18 protein-coding genes and 1 pseudogene are annotated in these 21,124 nt (G+C 71.1%); 5 read left to right on the forward strand and 14 right to left on the reverse strand.

The annotated features are described in order from the left end of the window. Positions 1–7 precede the first annotated feature (7 nt). Positions 8–727, reverse strand: coding sequence for a UDP-N-acetylglucosamine acyltransferase (locus ABZ342_RS43515; protein ID WP_360486355.1), 720 nt, complete (start codon positions 725–727; stop codon positions 8–10). A gap of 149 nt (positions 728–876) precedes the next feature. Here ABZ342_RS43515 and ABZ342_RS43520 point away from each other — a divergent pair, with 149 nt between their 5' ends. Both ABZ342_RS43520 and ABZ342_RS43525 read left to right on the forward strand, forming a co-directional pair. After that, positions 877–1,983, forward strand: a complete 1,107-nt coding sequence (locus ABZ342_RS43520) for a DegT/DnrJ/EryC1/StrS family aminotransferase (protein ID WP_360486358.1) — start codon at positions 877–879, stop codon at positions 1,981–1,983. Then, positions 1,980–2,936 (forward strand): Gfo/Idh/MocA family oxidoreductase, encoded by a 957-nt coding sequence (locus tag ABZ342_RS43525; RefSeq protein ID WP_155548475.1) that lies wholly within the window; start codon positions 1,980–1,982, stop codon positions 2,934–2,936. The genes ABZ342_RS43520 and ABZ342_RS43525 overlap by 4 nt, the downstream gene beginning before the upstream one ends. A gap of 68 nt (positions 2,937–3,004) precedes the next feature. Here the strand turns inward: ABZ342_RS43525 and ABZ342_RS43530 are convergent. The 8 genes and pseudogenes from ABZ342_RS43530 to ABZ342_RS43565 all read right to left on the reverse strand — a co-directional run. After that, positions 3,005–3,190, reverse strand: a pseudogene (locus ABZ342_RS43530) (IS481 family transposase); the annotation flags it as partial. 159 nt (positions 3,191–3,349) lie between these two features. Beyond that, the gene (locus ABZ342_RS43535; protein ID WP_360486361.1) at positions 3,350–4,735 is read right to left on the reverse strand and encodes a M20/M25/M40 family metallo-hydrolase; all 1,386 of its coding nucleotides are present in this window, start codon (positions 4,733–4,735) and stop codon (positions 3,350–3,352) included. Positions 4,736–4,790: 55 nt separating this feature from the next. After that, positions 4,791–5,507 (reverse strand): hypothetical protein, encoded by a 717-nt coding sequence (locus ABZ342_RS43540; RefSeq protein ID WP_360486364.1) that lies wholly within the window; start codon positions 5,505–5,507, stop codon positions 4,791–4,793. Beyond that, positions 5,504–6,010 carry a SigE family RNA polymerase sigma factor gene (locus ABZ342_RS43545; RefSeq protein ID WP_155548472.1) on the reverse strand — a complete coding sequence of 169 codons (507 nt, stop codon included), beginning with the start codon at positions 6,008–6,010 and terminating at the stop codon, positions 5,504–5,506. The genes ABZ342_RS43540 and ABZ342_RS43545 overlap by 4 nt, the downstream gene beginning before the upstream one ends. A gap of 418 nt (positions 6,011–6,428) precedes the next feature. Beyond that, entirely contained in the window at positions 6,429–7,052 is a 624-nt protein-coding gene (locus ABZ342_RS43550) for an acyltransferase (protein ID WP_155548470.1), read from the reverse strand. Continuing rightward, positions 7,039–8,235, reverse strand: coding sequence for a glycosyltransferase family 4 protein (locus ABZ342_RS43555; RefSeq protein WP_360486367.1), 1,197 nt, complete (start codon positions 8,233–8,235; stop codon positions 7,039–7,041). Before ABZ342_RS43555 ends, ABZ342_RS43550 begins: the two co-directional genes overlap by 14 nt. Positions 8,236–8,267: 32 nt before the next feature. After that, complete coding sequence (locus ABZ342_RS43560) at positions 8,268–9,197, reverse strand: NAD-dependent epimerase/dehydratase family protein (RefSeq protein WP_155548468.1); 930 nt, start codon at positions 9,195–9,197, stop codon at positions 8,268–8,270. 24 nt (positions 9,198–9,221) lie between these two features. Continuing rightward, the gene (locus tag ABZ342_RS43565; protein WP_155548467.1) at positions 9,222–10,355 is read right to left on the reverse strand and encodes a DegT/DnrJ/EryC1/StrS family aminotransferase; all 1,134 of its coding nucleotides are present in this window, start codon (positions 10,353–10,355) and stop codon (positions 9,222–9,224) included. 127 nt (positions 10,356–10,482) lie between these two features. Between ABZ342_RS43565 and ABZ342_RS43570 the strand changes: the two genes are divergently transcribed. Next, positions 10,483–13,593 carry a BTAD domain-containing putative transcriptional regulator gene (locus ABZ342_RS43570; protein WP_360486370.1) on the forward strand — a complete coding sequence of 1,037 codons (3,111 nt, stop codon included), beginning with the start codon at positions 10,483–10,485 and terminating at the stop codon, positions 13,591–13,593. Here the strand turns inward: ABZ342_RS43570 and ABZ342_RS43575 are convergent. Together ABZ342_RS43575 and ABZ342_RS43580 are read right to left on the reverse strand one after the other, a co-directional pair. Then, the gene (locus ABZ342_RS43575) at positions 13,568–14,059 is read right to left on the reverse strand and encodes a nuclear transport factor 2 family protein (protein ID WP_155548465.1); all 492 of its coding nucleotides are present in this window, start codon (positions 14,057–14,059) and stop codon (positions 13,568–13,570) included. The genes ABZ342_RS43570 and ABZ342_RS43575 overlap by 26 nt on opposite strands. Continuing rightward, complete coding sequence (locus tag ABZ342_RS43580) at positions 14,056–14,664, reverse strand: TetR/AcrR family transcriptional regulator (RefSeq protein ID WP_155548464.1); 609 nt, start codon at positions 14,662–14,664, stop codon at positions 14,056–14,058. Before ABZ342_RS43580 ends, ABZ342_RS43575 begins: the two co-directional genes overlap by 4 nt. A gap of 80 nt (positions 14,665–14,744) precedes the next feature. Between ABZ342_RS43580 and lhgO the strand changes: the two genes are divergently transcribed. Continuing rightward, the gene (gene lhgO, locus ABZ342_RS43585; protein WP_155548463.1) at positions 14,745–15,932 is read left to right on the forward strand and encodes an L-2-hydroxyglutarate oxidase; all 1,188 of its coding nucleotides are present in this window, start codon (positions 14,745–14,747) and stop codon (positions 15,930–15,932) included. Here lhgO and ABZ342_RS43590 read toward each other — a convergent pair. Together ABZ342_RS43590 and serS are read right to left on the reverse strand one after the other, a co-directional pair. After that, positions 15,929–16,933, reverse strand: a complete 1,005-nt coding sequence (locus ABZ342_RS43590) for a DUF3558 family protein (protein ID WP_360486374.1) — start codon at positions 16,931–16,933, stop codon at positions 15,929–15,931. The genes lhgO and ABZ342_RS43590 overlap by 4 nt on opposite strands. 70 nt (positions 16,934–17,003) lie before the next feature. After that, a complete protein-coding gene (serS, locus tag ABZ342_RS43595) occupies positions 17,004–18,266 on the reverse strand; it encodes a serine--tRNA ligase (RefSeq protein WP_155548461.1) in 1,263 nt (420 codons plus the stop codon). Between the two features lie 119 nt (positions 18,267–18,385). On the opposite strand from serS, the gene ABZ342_RS43600 reads away from it, so the two are divergent. Further along, entirely contained in the window at positions 18,386–19,675 is a 1,290-nt protein-coding gene (locus ABZ342_RS43600; protein WP_360486377.1) for an aspartate aminotransferase family protein, read from the forward strand. Positions 19,676–20,119: 444 nt separating this feature from the next. Here the strand turns inward: ABZ342_RS43600 and ABZ342_RS43605 are convergent, their stop codons facing one another. Beyond that, complete coding sequence (locus ABZ342_RS43605) at positions 20,120–21,025, reverse strand: haloalkane dehalogenase (RefSeq protein WP_360486380.1); 906 nt, start codon at positions 21,023–21,025, stop codon at positions 20,120–20,122. Positions 21,026–21,124: the final 99 nt, after the last annotated feature.

Below are 21,124 nucleotides of genomic sequence, written 5' to 3' on the forward strand. Positions count from 1 at the left end.
ATGACTCCTAGTGTTCCTCGCGCGGGCGGGCGTCCCACGCCTTGACCAAGGTAGAGAGGTCTTCGGGCAGGGTGGCGTCCGGGAGCCCCGCCTTGCCCTTCAGCCACGGGCCGAGCGCCTCGATCGTCGCCTCGTCGACACCGCGGCGGGACAGGCCGATGACGTTGATCCCGGTGACGCGAGCCGGGTTGCCGACGGCGATGGTGAACGCGCCGATCTCGCGCCGCACCGCCGAGCCCATCCCGATCATCGCGCCCGGGCCGACCACGACCTTCTGGTGCAGGATCGCGCCCATGCCGAGGTTGGCGCCGTCCCAGATGTGGCAGTGCCCGCCGGTGACGGCGTTGGACGCGACGGTCACGGCGTCGCCGACCAGGCAGTCGTGCGCGATGTGGGAGTTGCGGAGGAAGTAGCCGTCGCTGCCGATCGTCGTCGTCCGCCAGGTCCCTTGGTGGACACTCACGTACTCGCGGATCCGGTTGCGGCTGCCGATGACGACGCCGTGGCCGTCGTGATCCGGGTCACCGGTCGGCGTCTCGTCCCAGGCCGCCGGGTGGGGGCGGCCGCGGTCCTCGCCGGGCGTGCCGATCGTCACGTGCGGGCCGATCCAGTTGCCGTCACCGATCCGGGCCGGCCCGACGATCACGGCGAACGGCCCGATCACGTTGCCGTCGCCGAGTTCGACGCCTTCGCCGAGGACGGCGGTCGGGTGGATGCGGTTGGCCACGGGCGGGTATCCGTTCGTCGGCGGCTGGGTACTGGGCGTGCTACCGCGCCCGGTAACGTGAGGCCCGCGTTCATGCAGGGCGGCCGGGCGCAGAACCGGCGGCTCACTGTACCGGACGCGCCGAAATCGCCTTCCGAGAGAGACTGCCCATGATCCCCATCACTGTGGTCGACGTCCGCGACGCGGAGGACCTCGTCGTCGAGGTGCTGCGCTCCGGCGCCATCGCACAGGGACCGATGGTCAAGCGCTTCGAAGACGCCTTCGCGGCCGTCTCCGGCACGAAGCACGCGATCGCCGTCAACAACGGGACGACCGCACTGGTCGCCTCGCTCCAGGTGCTCGACCTGAAGCCGGGTGACGAGGTCATCACCTCGCCGTTCACCTTCGTGGCGACGCTGAACGCGATCCTCGAAGCCGGCGCGACCGTCCGCTTCGCCGACATCCGGCGCGACGACTTCGCGATCGACCCAGAATGCGCTGCGGCCGTGGTGACGGATCGCACGAAGGTGCTCATGCCGGTGCACCTCTACGGCCAGACCGCGGACATGGGCAAGCTCGCCCCGCTGGCCGCCGAGCACGGCCTCCAGGTCATCGAGGACTCCGCGCAGGCCGTCGGCGCGTCGTTCGAGGGCAAGCAGGCCGGCTCGTTCGGCATCGGCTGCTTCTCGCTGTACGCGACGAAGAACATCACGACCGCCGAGGGCGGCGTCATCACGACGGACGACGACGCGCTGGCCGACAAGCTGCGCGTGCTGCGCAACCAGGGCATGCGCGCCCGCTACCAGTACGAGGTCGCCGGGCACAACTACCGGATGACCGACCTGCACGCGGCGGTCGGCATCCCGCAGCTGGCGAAGCTCGACCAGCTGACCGCGGCGCGCCAGGCGAACGCGAAGCGGCTGTCGGAGGGTCTCGCGGGCACTCCCGGCCTGGACGTCCCGCAGGTGCTGCCGGGCCGCGAGCACGTGTGGCACCAGTACACCGTGCTGGTCGGGCCGCACGCGTTCCTCTCGCGTGACGAGCTGGCCGCGGCGCTCACCGAGCGCGGCATCGGCAACGGCATCTACTACCCCAAGATCGTCTTCGACTACGACTGCTACGCGGGTCACGACCTGATCCCGGGCGCGCGCGTCGAGGACTTCCCGGTGGCGCAGGCGGTTGCCGCGCAAGCGCTTTCGCTGCCGGTGCACCCGCACCTGACCGAGTCCGACCTGGACACCATCATCGAAACCGTTCGCGAGGTACTGGGCGCATGACGCATCGGATCGCTCTTGTCGGTACCGGGAACATGGGTTCCCTCCACGCTCGCGTGCTCGCCGGGAACGAACGCGTGGACCTCGTCCGCGTGATCGATCCGCGCGAGGAAGCGGGCAAGGCCGTCGCCGAGCGGTACGAGACGAAGTGGACGCCCGAGCTCGGGTCACTGTCCGATGTGGACGCCGTCGTGCTGGCTTCGGCCACCGAGGTGCACTACGACCTCGCGCAGGAGATCCTCGGCCAGGGCAAGCCGATGCTGGTCGAAAAGCCGGTGTGCAACAGCTTCGAGAAGTCGCAGGAGATCGTCGCGCTGTCGAAGAAGCAGGGCGTCGCGCTGATGTGCGGGCTGCTCGAGCGCTACAACCCGGCGGTCATGACCGCGCGGGCGCTGGTGCAGGAGCCGATCCACCTGATGGCCCGCCGCCACGGCCCGTACGCGCCCCGGATCAAGACCGGCGTCGCGTGGGACCTGCTGGTGCACGACGTCGACCTGGCGATCCAGTTCTTCGGCGGCGCGACGCCGGCGCGGGTGACGTCCGGCGCGGGGTACTTCCACCCGCAGTCGGTCGACGGCGCCGAGGACACCATCGAGACGGTGCTGTCGTTCCCGACCGGCCTGGCCACGGTTTCGGCGTCCCGCCTGGGGCAGAAGAAGGTCCGGTCGCTGGTCGTGTCGGAGCTCGACCGGCTGATCGAGATCGACCTGCTCCGCCGCGACGTCACCATCTACCGGCACATCTCGCACGACTCCGTCACCCCGGACGGCCTCGGCTACCGCCAGCAGACGGTCATCGAGATCCCCGAGCTGATCACGGCGCGCGAGCCACTCGCCTCGCAGCTGGACCGGTTCTGCGACCTGCTGGAGGGCAAGGTCGACGCCGACACCGAGCGCGACCTGATCCTGCCGTCGCACCACGTCGTCGAGCAGGTCCTGACGCAGGCCGCGGCCTAGCTCACCGACCTTGCGGAGCCGGGCGGGTCGCGGTGGGCGGCGCTGTTCCGCCGGCGGCGCGGCCTTGGGACTTTGTGGCCGCCGCCGTCAGGGATGTTGCCCGGCTTCTTGATGTCGACGTCCACCAGATCTCCGGGGCGTGTTCGTAGCGGCGGACTGCCCGGGCGGTGGCCCGGTCCAGGTGCCGCAGGCGGCCCAGCCGGTACCGCCGTTCGCCGCGGCGGCCAGTTCTCGTCAACGAGGCAGCGGGCCAGGCGCAGTCTGCCGGTCGGGGCCAGGGGTGCGTTGGGCGTAGGTCACGAGGGCCTCCAGGTAGCCGGTGCAGATGTCGCCATCCACACCGAACCCGGAGGCCGCACACCAAGATCATCCGATCAGGTGTCGCCCGTACCCAACCTCCGTGGTCAATACGCCTAGCTCACCGGCACCGGGAACGCGGCCGGGCTCCGGAGTCCGCCGGGGCCCACCGCGCGGACGGCGAAGAAGACGTTGTCCTTCGACAGGTCGATCTTCGCCGTCAGCGCCGGGCCGACGTCGAGCGCGTGCGTCCAGTCCGGCGCCGTCGTCTCGCGCCAGAGGACTTCGTAGCCGGTCGCGCCCGGCGTCGCGTTCCACAGCAGTTCCGAATCGTTCGTCAGCGCCGCCGTGCGGATCTTCACGCCCTTCGGGGTCCCTGGGGCCGTCGCGAGCGACCACAGGGCGGCGCCGTTCACCCGGGCGACCCGGGCGATGAACGGGAAGTCGCAGAACTCCGGCAGGTCGCCGTACTGGACGCCGTTCTCCACGCGGACGTCCTGGTGCTGGTGCGCGAAGTCCTCGGCGGGCTCGGTGAACCGCGCCGCCGGATAGCCCTGCTCCAGGAAGCCGATGTGGTCGCCGCCGCGCAGGTAGCGGTCGCGGCGGTAGATCACGCGGACCGTCATGCCGGTCGCGTCGTTCTCCGCAACGGACTTCACGAACCGGGCCAGCTGGCGCGGCGGTGAGTCGTTCTCGCCCCCGATGCTGCGCCGCAGGTTCGCCTCGGCCGGCGTCTCCGCGGTCGGGACGCCCTCGGCGAACAGCCGGATCGTCGTCGGGTCGCGCGTGCCGTCGTCGGCGCGGCTGGAGCCGACGATGTCGTCGGTGAACATCGCCTGGACGTCCGTGCCGGCGGCCTTGAACTGCTGCGCGAGGTACCGCGCGCCGTAGAGGCCCTGCTCCTCGCCCGCGACGGCGGCGAAGACGATCGTCGCGGCCGGCTGCCGCGTCGCGAAGACCCGCGCCAGCTCCAGCGAGACCGCGACGCCCGAAGCGTCGTCGTCGGCTCCCGGCGCGTCGCCGGTGAAGTCCATGACGTCGGTGCGGCGCGAGTCGTAGTGCCCGGAGACGACGTACACGCGGCCGGGATCGGTGGACCCGCGCAGCGTCGCGACGACGTTCGTGATCTTCGTCGGCACCGGGATCCGGTCGGCGGGCGGCTGGACGTACGACTGCAGCTCGACGGTCATCCGGCCGCCGGACGCGGCCGCGACCTGCTGGAACTGCGCGAACAGCCAGTCACGCGCGGCGCCGATGCCGCGCACCGGGTCGTCCTGGGCGGACAGCGTGTGCCGGGTGCCGAACGCGGCCAGCCGCCGCACGGTCGCCTCGATCCGGCGCTCGTCGACCTGCCGCAGCAACGCTCGCAGGTCCGCGCCGGGGCGCTGCGGCCGGACGGGAACGCCTGGGCACCCGGGTGACGCGGCCGCCGCCGGAACCCCCACCGCGGACACCACCACCGAAGTCGCCGATGCGGCGAGGAACGCTCGTCGAGAGGTCACGGATCCGGTCTTACGCCCGCGCGGGGCCGCCGTGTACCGCCGACCGGACGCGCGGCTACTTGGTGAGCCGCTTGCCTCCGCCGTCGTAGGCGACCAGCGGGGTCAGCGACGCGGAGTCCGGCACCGCGACGGGGTCGAACCAGAAGAAGACCACGTTCGGGTCCTCGGTCCACTTGGCCAGGGTGGCCTCGACGGTCTTGCCGTGGACGGTCGTCGTGATCCGCGTCGCCGGGCCGGCGAAGTAGCCGAAGACCGGGATGAGCTGGTCCTGGAGGACCTCGCCGCCGTCGGTGGCGTGGAAGCCGAACGACCGGTCGGAGCCGCGGACCTCGTTCGTGGCCAGCGCGGCCTGCAGCGCGGTACCGGAGCGGAAGCCGGCGACCAGGCCGAAGTGGATGCCCGGCAGGGCCTGCGGCTCGTCGATGGCCCGCGCGAAGAACACGATCTCGCCGGCCTTCGTCTGGATCCCGGTGCCGACGACGTCGCCGAGCGGCGGCCGTTCGGACGGCCCGGTGGTCGACGCGGGCGCGGACGACGTCGGCGGGGCCGGCGGCTGCGCGACCGGCGCCGGCGCGGGCTGCCGCAGCTGGACGGCGAACACGAAGACCAGCACGACGACGGCCGCGGCGGCGAGCCCGGCGGTGGTCGTCAGTGCGCGGCGGCGGCGCCGGAGGCGCGTGCCACCGGCCATGATCGCGACCAGGTCGGGCTCGGCGAAGGGTTCGGCGGGCGGTTGCCGGAGGGCGGCGCGGAAGTCGTCGAGGTCGTTCATCGCCCGCTCCCTCCGATCAGCGTGTCCTCGCCGGCCTCGATGCGCAGCTTGGCCAGCGCGCGCGAGTTGGTGCTCTTCACGGTACCCAGCGAAACGCCGAGCTCACGGGCCACGTCGGCTTCGGGCAGGTCGAAGAAGTGGCGGAGCACGACGACGGCGCGTTCGCGGGCGGTCAGCGTCCGCAGCACCGCGGTGAGCCACGCGCGCTGGGTGACGGCCTTGTCGACGTCGAGCCGGTCCGGCTGGTCGGGCATCGCCTCGGTGGCGTACTCGCGGATCGGGCGCCGCCAGCCGTCGATGACGTGGTTCATCAGGACGGTGCGGGCATAGCCGTAGGCGTCCTTGTGCCGGACTCGCGACCAGGCCGCGTACGTGCGCGTGAAGGCGGTCTGCGCGGCGTCTTCCGCCTGGTGGCGGTCACCGGTGAGCAGGTAGGCGGCGTGGGTGAGCCGGGCCGAGGACGCGCGCACGAAGTCCGCGAACTCGTCGTCGCCGCGCGCCATGGGTCACCTCGATCCGTCTCTCCCAGCGACGGCCGGGCCGCGGAAAGGTTGCTCTCAACCTTTCCGAGCGTACGCCCGTCGTTCCCCGGGACGATCTTGTCGCCGAGGGAGGAAACGCATGAGAAAAGGCCTCGTCATCGCCGGAACCGCCGTCGCCGGCCCGCGCCCGAGCACGAGGTGCTGGGTGACGTGATCCCGTCGGGCATCAGCGACCTGGTCTTCTACGGCGACTGAAACGTTGCGTAACCGCAATCCTGCGCTCGGTTACCGCGGGCTAGATTGTCTTGCGAGCGCTTCATCGGGGGAATCTTCGCCGCCGCATGCCTGCTGACCTGCGTCACAGCGCACCGGGGCGGTTCCACGACGGCGGCGCCGGCGACCACGTCGGCGCCGCCGTCATCCAAACTCCGGTTCCGGATTACTCCGAGAAGTCCCCGGACGGCGCGCCCCAGCCGGGAGCCTGACCGCGTTCCTCGGCGATCTCCCGGCGGCGCGCGTTCTCCGCGCGGACCCGGTCCACTTCGGACTGGATGTACTCCTCGTCGTACCGCTGGAACACGCGCGCCGGGTTGCCCGCCACCAGCGTTCGCGGCGGGACGTCCTTCGCCACCACCGAGTTCGGCTGCACCGTGGCGAAGTCGCCGATCGTCACGCCGGCCATGATCACCACCAGGCCGCCGATGAAGCAGCCCTTGCCGATCTTCACCGGCTTGCGCTCGATCAGGTCGCTGCCCGAATGGTTCTGCAGCGTCATGTTCGCGAGCCAGCTCGAGTGCGTGAAGATCAGCGTGTTCAGCCCGATGCTGGTGTGCTCGCCGATCTCCAGGCCGCCGCTCGCGTCGAGCGCCGCACCCTCGCCGACCCAGCAGTGGTCGCCCATCGTGAGGTTCTCGGGACTGATGATCTTGACTCGCTCGCGCACCCGGCACGTCGACGGGAGCCCGTAGAACTGGGCCCGCTCGGCGTCGTTCATGTACTGCGAGACGAGCTCGGTCAGGATCTGCGGGCGCAGCCGGTGGCTGCGCTCGTCATCGAAGAACATCCGCTTCCGACACCAGTTTCTCGAACGTACGGAGGTGTTCCTCCGCGACGACGTCGAGGCCGAAGTTCGACCGGACCATCTCGCTCTCGCGCTGCGCGATCAGGGCCCGGCGATCCGGGTCGTCGAGCAGCTCGATCACCGTGCGCGCCACGGCCTCCGCGTCGTCCGGGCGCACCAGCAGCACGTTCTCACCGTTGCGCAGCTCGATACCGGGGTAGTTGTCCTCGGTGACCGACGCGATCGTCGCCGTGCCGGACAGCATCGCCTCGAGCGACGCCGTGCCGCAGCCGCCGTTGAGGTCGTGCGTCACGATGTCCGCCGCCGCGAAGTACGCCGGGACGTCCGCCTTCGGCACCGCGCCCGTGACCACCAGCGCGTCCGAGACGCCCAGTTCCGCGGCGCGCTTGAGGAACGCGTCGTGGTAGACGCGGCCGACGACCAGCACGCGGACGCTCGGGTGCTGGTCCAAAATGGACGGCAGTGCCTCGATGAGCGGCAGCCGGTTGCGCAGCGGGATGACGTGCCCGAGCGAGACGATCAGCGGCGCGTCGCCGATTTCGTGCTCCGCGCGGACGTCCTTCGTCACCGGCTTCGCGAAGTGCCCGGTGTCGACGGCGATCGGGAAGTACTCCGAGTTCGCGTCGCTGGTCCCGTAGCGGTCGACGCAGTAGTCGACCCCGAGCTTGTCGAGGATGACGTAGCGAGGCCGGATGTAGCGCAGGATCGGCTTCACGAGCACCGCGTCGAGCATCCGGAACACGCCGCCGTACAGCTTGTTGTCGCTGATCAGGAGCGTGTGGATGGTCAGCAGCACCGGGATGTTCCGTCGCCGCGCGTAGATGCCGGCCAGCCACGACAGGTCGAAGAACTGGCCGTGCAGGTGGATCGCGTCCGGCTTGAACTCGTCCAGCAGCTTCCACAGCCGCCGCCAGTTGCCCGGCCGCGGCGACGCGAAGCTCATGTCGAAGTCGATCGACAGCCCGACCTGCGGCATCTTCACCGCCGGGAGGCGCACGACGCGGTAGCCGTCGCGCTCCTCGTCGGCCGGGGCGTCGGCGTAGGCCGCCGTGATGGCCAGGACTTCGTGCCCGGCCTCGACGAACTGCGCCGCCAGCGACGCCGACATGTGCGCGCTCCCGCCCACCCGGGGCGGGAAGAAGTTGTTCACCACCGCGATGCGCATCGCACGTCCTCGGGCAGGGCCCGCGGTGGCACTCACTCCGAGTCCTCGACCAGCTGCCGCATACCTTCTTCGACAGTGATCCGCGGCTCCCAGCCGAGCACCTCGCGGGCGCGGGTGATGTCGGCGGCGCGCCGCGAGACCAGCACGTCACGCTCGTTGAACAGCGGCTCGACGTCGACGCCGACGGCCTCGATGAGGATCTTCGCCAGCGCCGCGATCGACGTGTCGATGCCGGTGCCGATGTTGATCGGCAGGTTCGCCCGCTCCGACTCCAGCGCGGCGACGACCGCGCGCGCGAGGTCCCAGACGTGCACGAAGTCCATCGACTGGTCGCCGCGGCCGTCGATGATCGGCGGCTGGCCGGCGCGCAGGCGCTGGATGAAGTGGTTGATGACCGACGTGTAGTAGGCCTCGATCTTCTGGCCGGGGCCGTACACGTTGAAGAACCGCAGCGCGTTCCAGGACAGGCCCTTCTGGCGCTCGTAGAAACCGAGCAGGTCCTCGCCGGCGCGCTTCGAGATGCAGTACGGCGTGAGCGGCTTGAGCTCGTCGTCCTCGTGCATCGGCAGGCGCTTCGGCTCGCCGTAGACCGACGCGGTCGAGGCGAACACCAGGCGCTCGACGCCCTCGTCGGCGGCCGCGGCGAACACGTTGTGGTTGCCGATCATGTTGATGTCGATCGACTCGTGCGGGTCGGCGATCGACTTGTTGATCGACACCGTCGCGAAGTGGATGACGTGCGTGCAGCCGCGCATGGCCTCACGCACCGCACCGCCGTAGCGGACGTCCTTCTCGACGAGCTCGACCTTGCCGGTGGCGACGAACTCGTTGACGCGGGCGCGGTCGCCGCGGGTCATGTTGTCGAAGATCCGCACCGTGTAGCCGCCCTCGATGAGCAGCGGGATGACGTGCGCGGCGATGAACCCACCTGCCCCGGTGAAGAGCACCTTCTTGTCGGACACCAATTTCTCCTCGGTAGGGCGGCTTCAGGACAGGGACTGCACGGCTTCGCGCACAACCTCGCCGACGCGGGTGACTTCGGCGTCGGTGAGGTTGGCGTGCATGGGGATCGCGAGCTGACGCGCGAACGCGTCCGCCGAGACGGGCAGCGGGGCCTGGGGACCGTAGATCGGCTGCAGGTGCGAGGCGTAGGTGCCGAAGTTGCACTGCACGCCCGTTTCGCGGATGCGCAGCGCGAGAGTGTCGCGGCTGACCTCGGGCGCCACCGTGAGCAGGTAGGCCTGCCACGGGTGCTCGCGGTCGGGCAGTTCCACCGGGACGGTCAACGCGTCGACGTCCGCGAAGGCCTCGTGGTAGCGCTTCGCGACCGAGCGACGTGAAGCGAGGAGATCCGGCAGCCGGTCGAGCTGGACGTTCATGATCGCGGCCTGGACGTCCGACATGCGGAAGTTGTAGCCGAGCTCGTGGAACTCCGGGATCGGCAGCGTGTTCGAGCCTTCGCGGCTGATCGCCGGCTCGATGCCGTAGGTGTGCAGCTTGCGGGCGTGCGCGATGAGGTCTTCGCGGTCGGAGACCAGCGCGCCGCCTTCGCCCGCGGTGATGCCCTTGCGGCCGTGGAAGGAGAACGCGGCGAGGTCGGCGAGGCTGCCCGCCGGGCGTGTCTTGTACGTCGCGCCGGCGGCGCACGCGGCGTCCTCGAACAGCCAGAGGCCGTGCTTGTCGGCGATCGCGCGGTATTCGTCGAAGTCGCCGGGCTGGCCGGCGACGTCGACGGCGAGGATGCCGACGGTCTTCGGGGTGATCAGGGACTCGACGTGCGCCGGGTCCGCGCTGAAGACGTCCGGGCGGATGTCGGCGAACACCGGGGTCGCGCCGGCCTGCACGACGGCGTGGCCGGTGGCCGGGAACGTGTAGTCGCCGACGATGACCTCGTCGCCCGGCCGCACGCCCAAGACCTTGAGCCCGAGGAAGAGCGCCGAACCGCAGTTCGCGGTCGTCAACGCGTGCGCGGTGCCGGTGACCTGGGCGAACCGCTCTTCGAAGCGGCGGCACGCCGGCCCGGCGCCGGCCAGCCAGCCGGACCGGAAGACCTCGGCGACGGCGGCGAGCTCCTCTTCACCCACGGTCGGCTGACCAAGGGCAATGCTGTCGGTCGACATACCTCTCCCATTGCGTGGGGACCCGGCGAAGTGTATATACGCTCGCTCAGGTGATTCACAGGCCCACGCCGAAGACCACCTTCGAGTGACAACTTCCCCAGGTCGGATGACGTCTTAGGGTGGGTCCATGCGATTCGGGGTGCTGGGGGCCGTCGCCGCGTGGCGTCCGGACGGCACGCAGGTGGCGGTGGGCGGCCCCCGGTCGCGCACCCTGCTGGCGTTGCTCGCCCTGGAAGCCGGCCGGTTCGTGCCGGCCGAGCGGCTGATCGACGGCATGTACGGGGACTACCCACCGGACGGCGCGGCCAACGCCCTCCAGTCGCAGGTCTCCAGGCTGCGGACGGCGCTGAAGGAGCTGGCGCCGGTCGAGTTCACCGCCGCCGGGTACCGCTTGGTCGTCGAACCGGACGAAGTGGACGTTCACGCTTTCGAAAGCCTTGCGCGCGAAGGCCGGACGCTGCTGAAGAACGGCGAGCCCGCCCGAGCGGCGTCCACCTTGGACGAAGCGCTGGCGTTGTGGCGCGGGCCCGCGTTCACCGACCTGGCCGACGCGCCGTTCGCCGCGGCCCGGTCCACCCGGCTCGAGGAGCTGCGGGCCGACGCGGCGGACGACCGCGTCGAAGCCCGGCTGGCCCTCGGGCAGGCCGAAGACGTCCTCGCCGAGCTGAGGGAGACCGTCGCCGCGCAGCCGCTGCGCGAACGGCCACGCGCGCAGCTCGTCCGCGCGCTCACCGCCGCGGGCCGGCCGGCCGAGGCGCTGGCCGCGTTCGAAGACGCCCGCCGCACGCTGGCCGACGAGCTGGGCGCCGATCCTGGTCCAGACCTCGCCGAAGCCCACCTCGCCGTGCTTCGCGGCGAGACGGAGGGGCCGGCGATCCCCGCGTTGCCCGCGCAGCTGACCAGCTTCGCCGGCCGGGACGGCGAGCTGCGGCAGGTGGCCGAGCTGCTGGAGCGCAGCCGGCTGGTGACGCTGACCGGGCCGGGCGGCACCGGCAAGACGCGGCTGGCCGTCGAACTGGCCGCCGCGGAAGCCGGGCCGGTCGCGTTCGTCGAACTGGCCCCGCACAGCGGCCCCGGTGTCGCCGGGGCGGTGCTGGGCGCGCTCGGCCTGCGCGAGAGCACGCGCGGCGGCCCGCAGGACCCGGCCGACCGGCTGATCTCGGCCCTGCGTGACCGGGCGGCGCTGCTCGTGCTCGACAACTGCGAGCACGTCGTCGACGTCGCGGCCCGGCTGGCCGCGCGGCTGCTCGGCGCGTGCCCGGGGCTGCGGGTGCTGGCCACCAGCCGCGAGCCGCTCGGCATCACCGGCGAGCAGCTGGCGCCAGTGCCGCGGCTGGCCGTCCCGCCGCCCGGGACTCCCGCCGCGGAGGCGCTGGCCTACCCGGCGGTCCGGCTGTTCGCCGACCGCGCGGCCGCGAGCGACCCGGCGTTCACCGTCGGCGAGGCGACGATCGGCGACGTCCAGCACATCTGCGCGGCCCTCGACGGCCTGCCGCTGGCGCTGGAGCTGGCCGCGGCGCGCGTCCGGAGCCTGGACCTCGGGGAGATCGCGGCCCGGCTCGACGACCGGTTCCGGCTGCTCGCCCGCGGCAGCCGGACGGCCGAGGAGCGCCACCGCTCGCTGCGCGGGGTCGTCGAGTGGAGCTGGGACCTGCTCGGCGACGACGAACGCGAGCTCGCCCGGCGGCTGACGGTCTTCCCCGGCGGCGCGACGCAGACCGCGGCGGCCGAGGTCTGCGGGGCCGACGCCGATCTCCTTCTCGAGCTGGCCGACAAGTCGCTGGTCGAAGCCGTCGGCGGCCGGTTCCGGATGCTCGAGACGATCCGCGCGTTCGGCGCCGAGAAGCTCGCCGAAGCGGGCGAGACCGAGACGTTCTCCCGTGCGCACGCCGAGTACTTCCTGCGGTTCGCCGAAGAAGCCGACCCGATGCTCCGGACCGCGGCGCAGCTGGAGTGGCTGGACCGGATCGACGCCGAGTACGACAACCTCCTGGCCGCCCTGCGCTGGGCGACCGAGCACGACGTCACGCTCGCGCTGCGGCTGGTGCCGCTGCTGGCGATGTACTGGTGGATGCGCGGACGCCGGTTCGAGGGCGCCGGGCTGTCGCTGGCCGTCGTCTCGCGGACCCCGCCGGAGCTGCGCGAGGAGTACGTCGAGGAGTTCCTGGTGTGCGTGCTGGGGGCGCTGTCGGGGGCGCCGCACGAGTCGCTGGAGCAGTACCTGCCGCTGGTCCGGCGGTACGCGGCGGACGGCGACTGGGCGCCCCGCAACCCGATGCTGGTGATGCTGCTCGGCGTGGTCGTGGGCCCGCCCGGCGACGACGAAGAGCTGGCGGGCCGGGGCGAGGGCCTGCTGGCGGCCGGGGACGCCTGGGGCTGGGCGCTGCTGCCGACGGGCATGGGCCTGCGGGCGATGATGACCGGCGACCTGGCCGGTGCCGAGGAAGGGCTGCGCGAGGGCGCGACGCAGTTCCGCGCGCTGGGCGAGCGGTGGGGCCTGTCGATGGCCCTGGACCACCTGTCCCAGCTGCTCACGTGGCGCGGCGAGCACGACGCCGCCCTGCCGCTGATGGACGAGGCGCTGGGGCTGATCCACCAGATCGGCGCGACCGACGACGCCGCCGACCTCATCTGCCGGCGCGCCTGGACCCGCCTGCTTTCGGGCGACCCGGCCGGCGCCCGCGCGGACTACGAACTGGCGGCGGCGACGGCCCGCCGCACGGGCATGCCGGAGTCCCGCGCGGCCGCGTACGTCGGGCTGGCGAACCTGGCCCGGTACGAAGGTGACCTGGCCGCGGCCCGCGCGTTGGGCGAGCGCGCGCTGGCGGAGTGCCCGGGCGGGTCGTTCGCGGCGGAGACGGGCCGCGCGATGGCGCTGATCTCGCTGGGCTGGCTCGCCTTGGCCGAGGGCAGGCGGCCGGAAGCGGCCCGGCTGCACCGCTCGGCGCTGCTCACCGGACGGCAGTGGCACGCGAGCGACGTCGTGGCGTTCGCGCTGGAGGGCTTGGCCGGAGTGGCCCCGCCCGAGCAGGCGGCGACGCTCCTGGGTGCGGCGGCGGGAGTGCGCGGGACGTCGATCGCCGGCGACCCGGACGCCTCGTCGGTCCGAGGCCGGGTCGTCGAGTCGCTGGGGACGGCCGGGTTCGAGCGGGCCTACGGGACCGGCTTGGGCATGAGCGCGCAGAAGGCGCTCGAGCATTCGGCGGTCGCCGTCATCCCGGCTGACGGCGAGCGCTGACCAGCGGGACCGCGTGCCGGTCGCCCGAGCGGACCATCGCCAGCAGCGGCTTCACCAGCACGCCCAGCACCCGCGCCACCGCCGGCCGCCCGTTCTTCCGGGCGAGGTCCGGCCCGAACCGGTCCATCAGCGCCACCAGGCCCGGCAACGTCCGCACGAACAACGTCGCCTCTTCGATCAGCCCGTCGGAGTCGAGGCGCACCAGCGTCGCCTCTTCGATCGGCTCGCCGCCGATCCGTCCGGTGTAGACCACCACCCGCGTCCGCTCGTCGCCGACGTCGGTGTGGAAGCGGATGTCCGAAAGGTGCGCGTACGCCACCTCGATCAGCGGCCGCAGCTGCGCGTGGCCGGTGAACCGCACCCGCGAGGTGAGCGGCGAATGCAGGACGGCGTCCGGCGCGAACGCCGTCATCGCCAGGTCGACGTCGCCCGCTTCGGCCGCGCGACGATAGGTCTCGGTGCTCATCGTTCCCCCTCGATCAGCGCGGCCAGGCCGCGCCACAACAGGTCCACCGTCAGCGCGACGACCTCGTCACGCGGGATCTCGCGGTGGCGCCACCACCACGTCGCGATCGCGTTCAACGCGCTCTTCGCCGCCTCCGCCAGCACCTCGTCCGCCAGCGGGCGCGGGATGCGGGCCGTGAGGTCCAGCGGCACGCCGTGGAACAGCGCCGCCAGGGTGGCCGTCGCCCGTTCCTGGCCGCGGCGGTGCACCGACGCGACCGCCGGGTCCGACGGCGTCTCCGCGAAGATCATCCGCCAGCCCCGCTCGTGGTTCTCGATCCACGCGAAGATCGCCGAGACGCGGCCGCGCAGCAGCACTTCCGGGTCGTCCGACGGCGGGAGTGCTCCCCAGCCGGCCAGCAATCCGTCCACTTCGGACTCCAGGAGCGCCGCGTACAGCTCCGCCTTGGCGGGGAAGTGGTCGTAGAGCACCGGCGTGCTGATCCCCGCGGCCGCCGCCACCTCGCGCATCCCGGCCGCGTCGTAGCCCGCCGACGCGAACACCGAGCCGGCCGCGGCGAGGATCCGCTCGCGCCGCGCTTCCCGCGTCAACCGCTTACCTGACATCGGTTAGGTACCGTACCTGACGACTGTTAGGTAACGCCAGGGAACAGCGACCCGGCGACACTCGCGTAGCCTGGTCGATCGTGCGCAACGTGGTGGTCGTCGGGGGTGGAATCGTCGGTCTGGCCGTGGCCTGGGAGCTGACCAGGCGCGGGCTGGACGTCACGGTGCTGGAAAAGGAATCGCGCTGGGCGGCGCACCAGACCGGGCACAACTCGAACGTCGTCCACGCCGGGCTCTACTACAAGCCCGGGTCCTTCAAGGCACGCATGTCCGTCGCCGGGAACCGGTCCATCGTGGACTTCGCGCGCCAGTACGGCGTGCCCGTCGAGGTCTGCGGGAAGCTCGTCGTCGCGACCGACGAGAAGGAGATCCCGGCGCTGAACACGCTCGCCGAGCGGGCCGAAGCCAACGGCGTCCCGGCGAAGAAGATCTCCCCCGCCGAGGCGCGCGAGTACGAGCCCGAGGTCGCCTGCGTCGCCGCGCTGCGGGTCGAGTCCACCGGGATCATCGACTTCCCCGGCGTCTGCCAGGCGCTCGTCCGGCTGCTCGACGAAGCCGGCGTCGACCTCCGGCTGAACAGTCCCGCGCTGGCCATCCGCGCCGGGAGCGACGGCGGGGTCGAGGTCGCGACCGGTGAGGACGTCATCGTCGCGGACGGGCTCGTCAACTGCGCCGGGCTGCACTCCGACCGCGTCGCGCGGCTGGCCGGGCTGACCCCGTCGGCGAAGATCGTGCCGTTCCGCGGCGAGTACTACGAGCTCAAGCCCGAACGCCGCGGCCTGGTCAAGGGCCTGATCTACCCGGTGCCGGACCCGACGCTGCCGTTCCTCGGCGTGCACCTCACGCGGATGCTCGACGGCAGCGTGCACGCCGGCCCGAACGCCGTGCTCGCGCTGCGTCGCGAGGGCTACCGCTGGGCCGACTTCTCCGCGAAGGACGTCGCCGAGGTCGCGGCCTTCCCCGGCGTCTGGCGGCTCGCGAAGAAGTACGCGTTCCCGACCGGGCTCGACGAAGTCCGGCGCTCGTTCTCGAAGAAGCGGTTCGCGGCAAGCCTCGCCCGGCTCGTCCCGGCCGTCACCGAGGACGACATCGTCCGCCACGGCTCCGGCGTGCGCGCGCAGGCGATGCGCCGGGACGGCTCCCTCGTCGACGACTTCCTCATCGAGACCGCGCGCGACCAGGTGCACGTCCTGAACGCGCCGTCGCCGGCCGCGACGAGCGCGCTCGAGATCGCGCGCCACATCGCCGACCAGGTGTCGAAGGACTAACCGGGCAGGTTCGCCGTCACCAGCGGCAGGCCCTGCTTGACGACGTCGCACGTCTTGGTGTCGTCGCCGATGAACCCGCTGACCACCTGCACCGACGACGTTTCGGTGATCGGCAGGAACGCGCCGCAGGTCACGCGCAGGCCGCCGAGGTTCGGGTAGACGCCCCACTTCTTCCCGCCGACGTCGACGGTCTCGAGCGGGGTGACGCCCTTCACGCCCGGCCAGTCGGTCATCGGCGTGCTCGGGCCGAACCAGACTTCGAACGCCTTCTGACCTTGGTCGCCGTCGGTGTCGTCCCAGAGGCAGTAGGTCGCGTTGGGGACCGTCGAGGAGCTGTCCTTCTCCCCGGTGGGCGAGATGTTCTTCAGCTGCGCCACCTGGTCCGGCTTCAGCATCGCGCACGGGTCGGCCGACAGCAGCGGCCCGCCCGGCTCCGTCTTGGCCGGCGCCGTCGGGGTGATCGACGGCGCGTCCTGGCCGCCGGGCAGGTGGGCCGCGACCTGCGGGATGGCCGTCTTGGCCAGCTCGCACGACTTTTCGATCGGCGGCTCGGAGACGCTGACGTACGCGAACGACTTGTCGCCGAAGAGGGCGTACAGCACGCAGTCGTCGGAGAGGAGCGACGGGTACTGCCGCCAGCTGAAGCCGGCGATCTGCTGCGGCTCGCCCTTCGGGACGGCCCCGGCGATGTACTCGTTGAAGTCGATGTCCGTCGTGTAGCCGACGTTCAGGATGGCCGACGGCTCGATGTCGTCCTTGGTGTTCCAGAGGCACATCGCCGTCTGGTTCCGGTCCTTGTTCTCCGGCACCGAACGGCCCTTGGCCTCGTAGCCGAGCGCGTCGAGCTGGCCCTCGTCGAGCAGCGAGCAGGCGTCGACGGCCTTGACGATCGGGCCCTGGCCCGGCACCGGCGCCGCCGAACCGCCGACGGCCACCGTGCAGCCGGACACCACCACGGCCAGGGCCGCCAGCGTCGCCATGACCTGCCACTTCATGCGCATGCGAAGAGTCCTCTCCCGTTCGGCCCGGACCTTACTGGGCCGAACGGGCGCGCACCTGGCATACCGCGAATCAGCGGGGTGTGAGGACTTCCTTGCCGCCGACGAACGGGCGCAGCGCCTCCGGCACGCGGACCGAACCGTCCTCCTGCTGGTGGTTCTCGACGATCGCGACGATCCAGCGGGTGGTGGCCAGGGTGCCGTTGAGCGTCGCGGCGATCAGCGGCTTGCCGTTCTCGCCGCGGTAGCGGACCGAGAGGCGGCGGGCCTGGAACGTCGTGCAGTTGGACGTCGAGGTCAGCTCGCGGTAGGTGTCCTGCGTCGGGATCCACGCCTCGCAGTCGAACTTGCGGTGCGCGGACGTGCCGAGGTCGCCGGTCGCGGTGTCGATGACCCGGTAGGGCACCTCGATCTTCGCGAGCATCTGCTCTTCCCAGCCGAGCAGCCGCTCGTGCTCGGCTTCGGCGTCCTCCGGCTTGGTGTAGACGAACATCTCCACCTTGTCGAACTGGTGGACGCGGATGATGCCGCGGGTGTCCTTGCCGTACGAGCCGGCCTCGCGCCGGTAGCAGGACGACCAGCCCGCGTAGCGGTTCGGGCCGTCGTTCAGGTCGAGGATCTCGTCGGCGTGGAAGCCGGCGAGCGGCACCTCCGACGTGCCGACGAGGTACAGGTCGTCGTCTTCGAGGTGGTAGATCTCGCTCGAGTGCTGGCCGAGGAAGCCGGTGCCGGCCATGATCTCCGGGCGGACCAGCGACGGCGTGATCATCGGCGTGAAGCCGTTCTCGAGGGCCTGCGCGATGGCCATGTTGAGCAGGCCGAGCTGCAGCTGCGCGCCGACGCCGGTGAGGAAGTAGAACCGCGAGCCCGAGACCTTGGCGCCGCGTTCCATGTCGACGCCGCCGAGCGCTTCGAGCAGCTCGAGGTGGTCCTTCGGGGTGAAGTCGAACTTGGTCGGCTCACCGACGTGCTTGAGCACGGCGTAGTCGTCTTCACCGCCGACCGGCGCGTCCGGGTGGACGAGGTTCGGCACGGTCCGGAAGAGCTGGTCGAACTCCTCCGACGCGGTGTTCTGCTCCGCCTCGGCCGCCTTGACCTGCGCGGCGAGCTCCTTGGCCGTGGCCAGCAGCTGCTGCTTCTCCTCCGGCGGCGCCTTCGGGATCTGCTTGCCCAGGAGCTTCTGCTCGTTGCGCAGCTTGTCCGCGGCGGCGATGGAAGAGCGGCGCCGGGTGTCGAGGGAGAGCAGCTTGTCGACCACTCCTTCGTCTTCACCACGGGCGCGCTGCGACGCGCGCACGGCTTCCGGGTCATCGCGCAGAGTCCTGGGGTCAATCACGAAGACAGAGGGTAGTCCGTACAGACTGTGCGTCCCTACTGGGTTATCCCGACAGTCTGATCGTTGAAGCGCTGTTCACGGCCTCCTCATACTCGCTTGAGACCCCGAGGAGGCGTTCGATGACCGATGAGCTGCTCGCCCGGCACCGCGCTGTCATGCCGTCCTGGATGTCGCTGCTCTACGAAGAGCCGATCGAGATCGTGCACGCGCACGACCGGCGCATGACGGACTCGCAGGGCCGCACCTACCTCGACTTCTTCGCCGGCGTGCTGACCAACTCGATGGGCTACGACGTCGCCGAGATCGGCGACGCGGTCCGCAAGCAGCTCGACACGGGCATCCTGCACACCTCGACGCTGTACCTGATCCGCTCGCAGGTCGAGCTGGCCGAGCGGATCGCCAAGCTGTCGAACATCCCCGACGCGAAGGTGTTCTTCACGAACTCCGGCAGCGAGGCCAACGACACGGCGCTGATGCTGGCGACGCAGTTCCGGCGCAGCAACCAGGTGCTGGCGATGCGCAACTCCTACCACGGCCGGTCGTTCGGGACGGTCGCGATCACCGGCAACCGCGGCTGGTCGGCGTCGGCGCTGAGCCCGGTCAAGGTCAACTACGTCCACGGCGGGTACCGCTACCGCAGCCCGTTCCGCGACCTGTCGGACGCGGCGTACATCGAAGCATGTGTCGCCGACCTGGTGGACGTCCTGGACACGGCGACGGCGGGCGACGTCGCGTGCCTGATCGCCGAGCCGATCCAGGGCGTCGGCGGCTTCAGCCTCCCGCCGGACGGCCTGTTCCGCGCGATGAAGGAGGTGCTGGATTCGTACGGGGTGCTGTTCGTTTCGGACGAGGTCCAGACGGGCTGGGGCCGCACGGGCGAGCACTTCTGGGGCATCGACGCGCACGGCGTGACGCCGGACATGATGACGTTCGCGAAGGGCCTCGGCAACGGACTGGCGGTGGGCGGGGTGGTGGCCCGAGGGGACGTGCTGGACTGCTTCCAGGCCCAGTCGTTCTCGACGTTCGGCGGCAACCCGGTCTCGATGGCGGGCGCGACGGCGGTCCTCGACTACATCAAGGACCACGACCTGCAAGCGAACTGCGCGGCCCGCGGTGCGCAGCTGCTGTCGGGGTTGCGTGCTGTCGACAGCCCACTGGTGGCCGAGGTGCGCGGCAAGGGCCTGATGATCGGCGTGGAGCTGATCAAGCCGGGCACCACAACACCGCATGTCGCGGCGGCAGCCCGAATGCTGGAGGAGACGAAGAAGCGCGGCCTGCTGATCGGCAAGGGCGGTTTGCACGGCAACGTGCTGAGGCTGGGCCCACCGATGACGTTGACGGCAGAGGAAGCCCAGGAGGGCCTGGACATCCTGATCGACGCACTGAAGGCAACCCACGCGGCGCTTTGACACCAGAAGAGCTGGGTGGTCATCCCGTCGCCTGAGGCCGTCAAATCACTTTGAGCCGGGCCCGCAACACAGAGACCAACGCGAGACGACGACGCAAGCTTGCGGGCCCGGCTCAAAGTGATAGGCCTCGTTCAGGCGACGGGATGACCACCCAGCGACCCACCTCTCAGAAGTGAGACGACAGCGAGACGGACGGCCATCCCAGAGCCTGCCCGTCCGGCGAGGACGCTTTTGTTTTCTGCCGCAGCTTGACTCTGCCGCAGCTGAGCGGGTCCGACCTCCCCCGCCCCTCCGGTGGGATTCTCAGCCGCCGCTCGCGTTTGTCAAGGCGGGAAAGCGTGCCTTGACAAACCCGACCGCCGACTGAAGAGCAGCTGGGATGAGGGGCGGGGGAGGTCTGGTGACGTCGTGGTCGGCTTGCGTTGCCGGCCGCCGGTTCTTTCTTCAGCCCCGCACGAACCGCGCCACGTGTTCGGCCAGCTCCTCGCCCTTGTCCTCCTGCAGGAAGTGCCCCGCTCCCGCGATCATCGGGTGCTCCAAGCCCTGCGCCCCCTTCATCGAGCGCTTCAGGATCGGGGCCATGCCGCCCGTGATCGGGTCGCCGTCGGAGAACGCCACCAGGAATGGGATTTCCAGGTCCGTCAACGTCTTCCACGCCGCCCGGTTCGCTTCCGAGGCCGGGTCGTCCGGCCGGTAGGGCACCAGACCGGGCATCGCCCGGGGAGCCGCCTTGTACATCTCGTTCGGGAATGGCGCGTCGTAAGCCGCGCGCACCTCTTCCGGCAAGGAAGACCGGCAGCCCGACTGGACGAACCTCGCCACGTCCAGGACCGGGGCCTTCTCCACGGCCTCGCGGAACGAATGCCACACCGCCGGCATGTCGATGTCTCCCGTCGGCAGGCCCGTGTTGGCCGCGACGACCCGCGCGAACCGCGAAGGGTTCTCGGCGACCAGGCGCAGCCCGATCAAGCCGCCCCAGTCCTGGCCGACCAGGGTCACGTCGCGCAGGTCCAGGGCGTCGAACGCGAAGCCGCGCATCCACTCGACGTGCCGGGCGTACGTGTGGTCCGCCAGGTCGCCGGGCTTGTCGGACCGGCCGAAGCCGACCAGGTCCGGCGCGATCGCGCGCAGGCCGGCCGCGGCCAGGACCGGGAGCATCTTGCGGTAGAGGAACGACCAGCTGGGCTCGCCGTGGAGCAGGAGGACGACCGGGCCGTCCGCCGGACCGGCCTCCACGTACCCGACTCTGATCACGCCGCCGTGCGGGTCGTCGAGCTCGACGTACCTGGGCTCGAAGGGGAAGTCGGGCAGGTCCGTGAACCGGTCGTCCGGTGTCCTCAGCAGGCGCACGAACCCCACGCTCCGGGGCGGGGTCGAGGTTGTTCGAGGGCAGGTACGCGAGCAGCGTCTGCACCCACTCGATGGCGTCCCGCTCGTCGGCGGCCCGGT

This window comes from Amycolatopsis sp. NPDC005961, assembly GCF_040629235.1.
In the GTDB taxonomy this organism is placed as follows: Bacteria; Actinomycetota; Actinomycetes; order Mycobacteriales; family Pseudonocardiaceae; genus Amycolatopsis; species Amycolatopsis camponoti.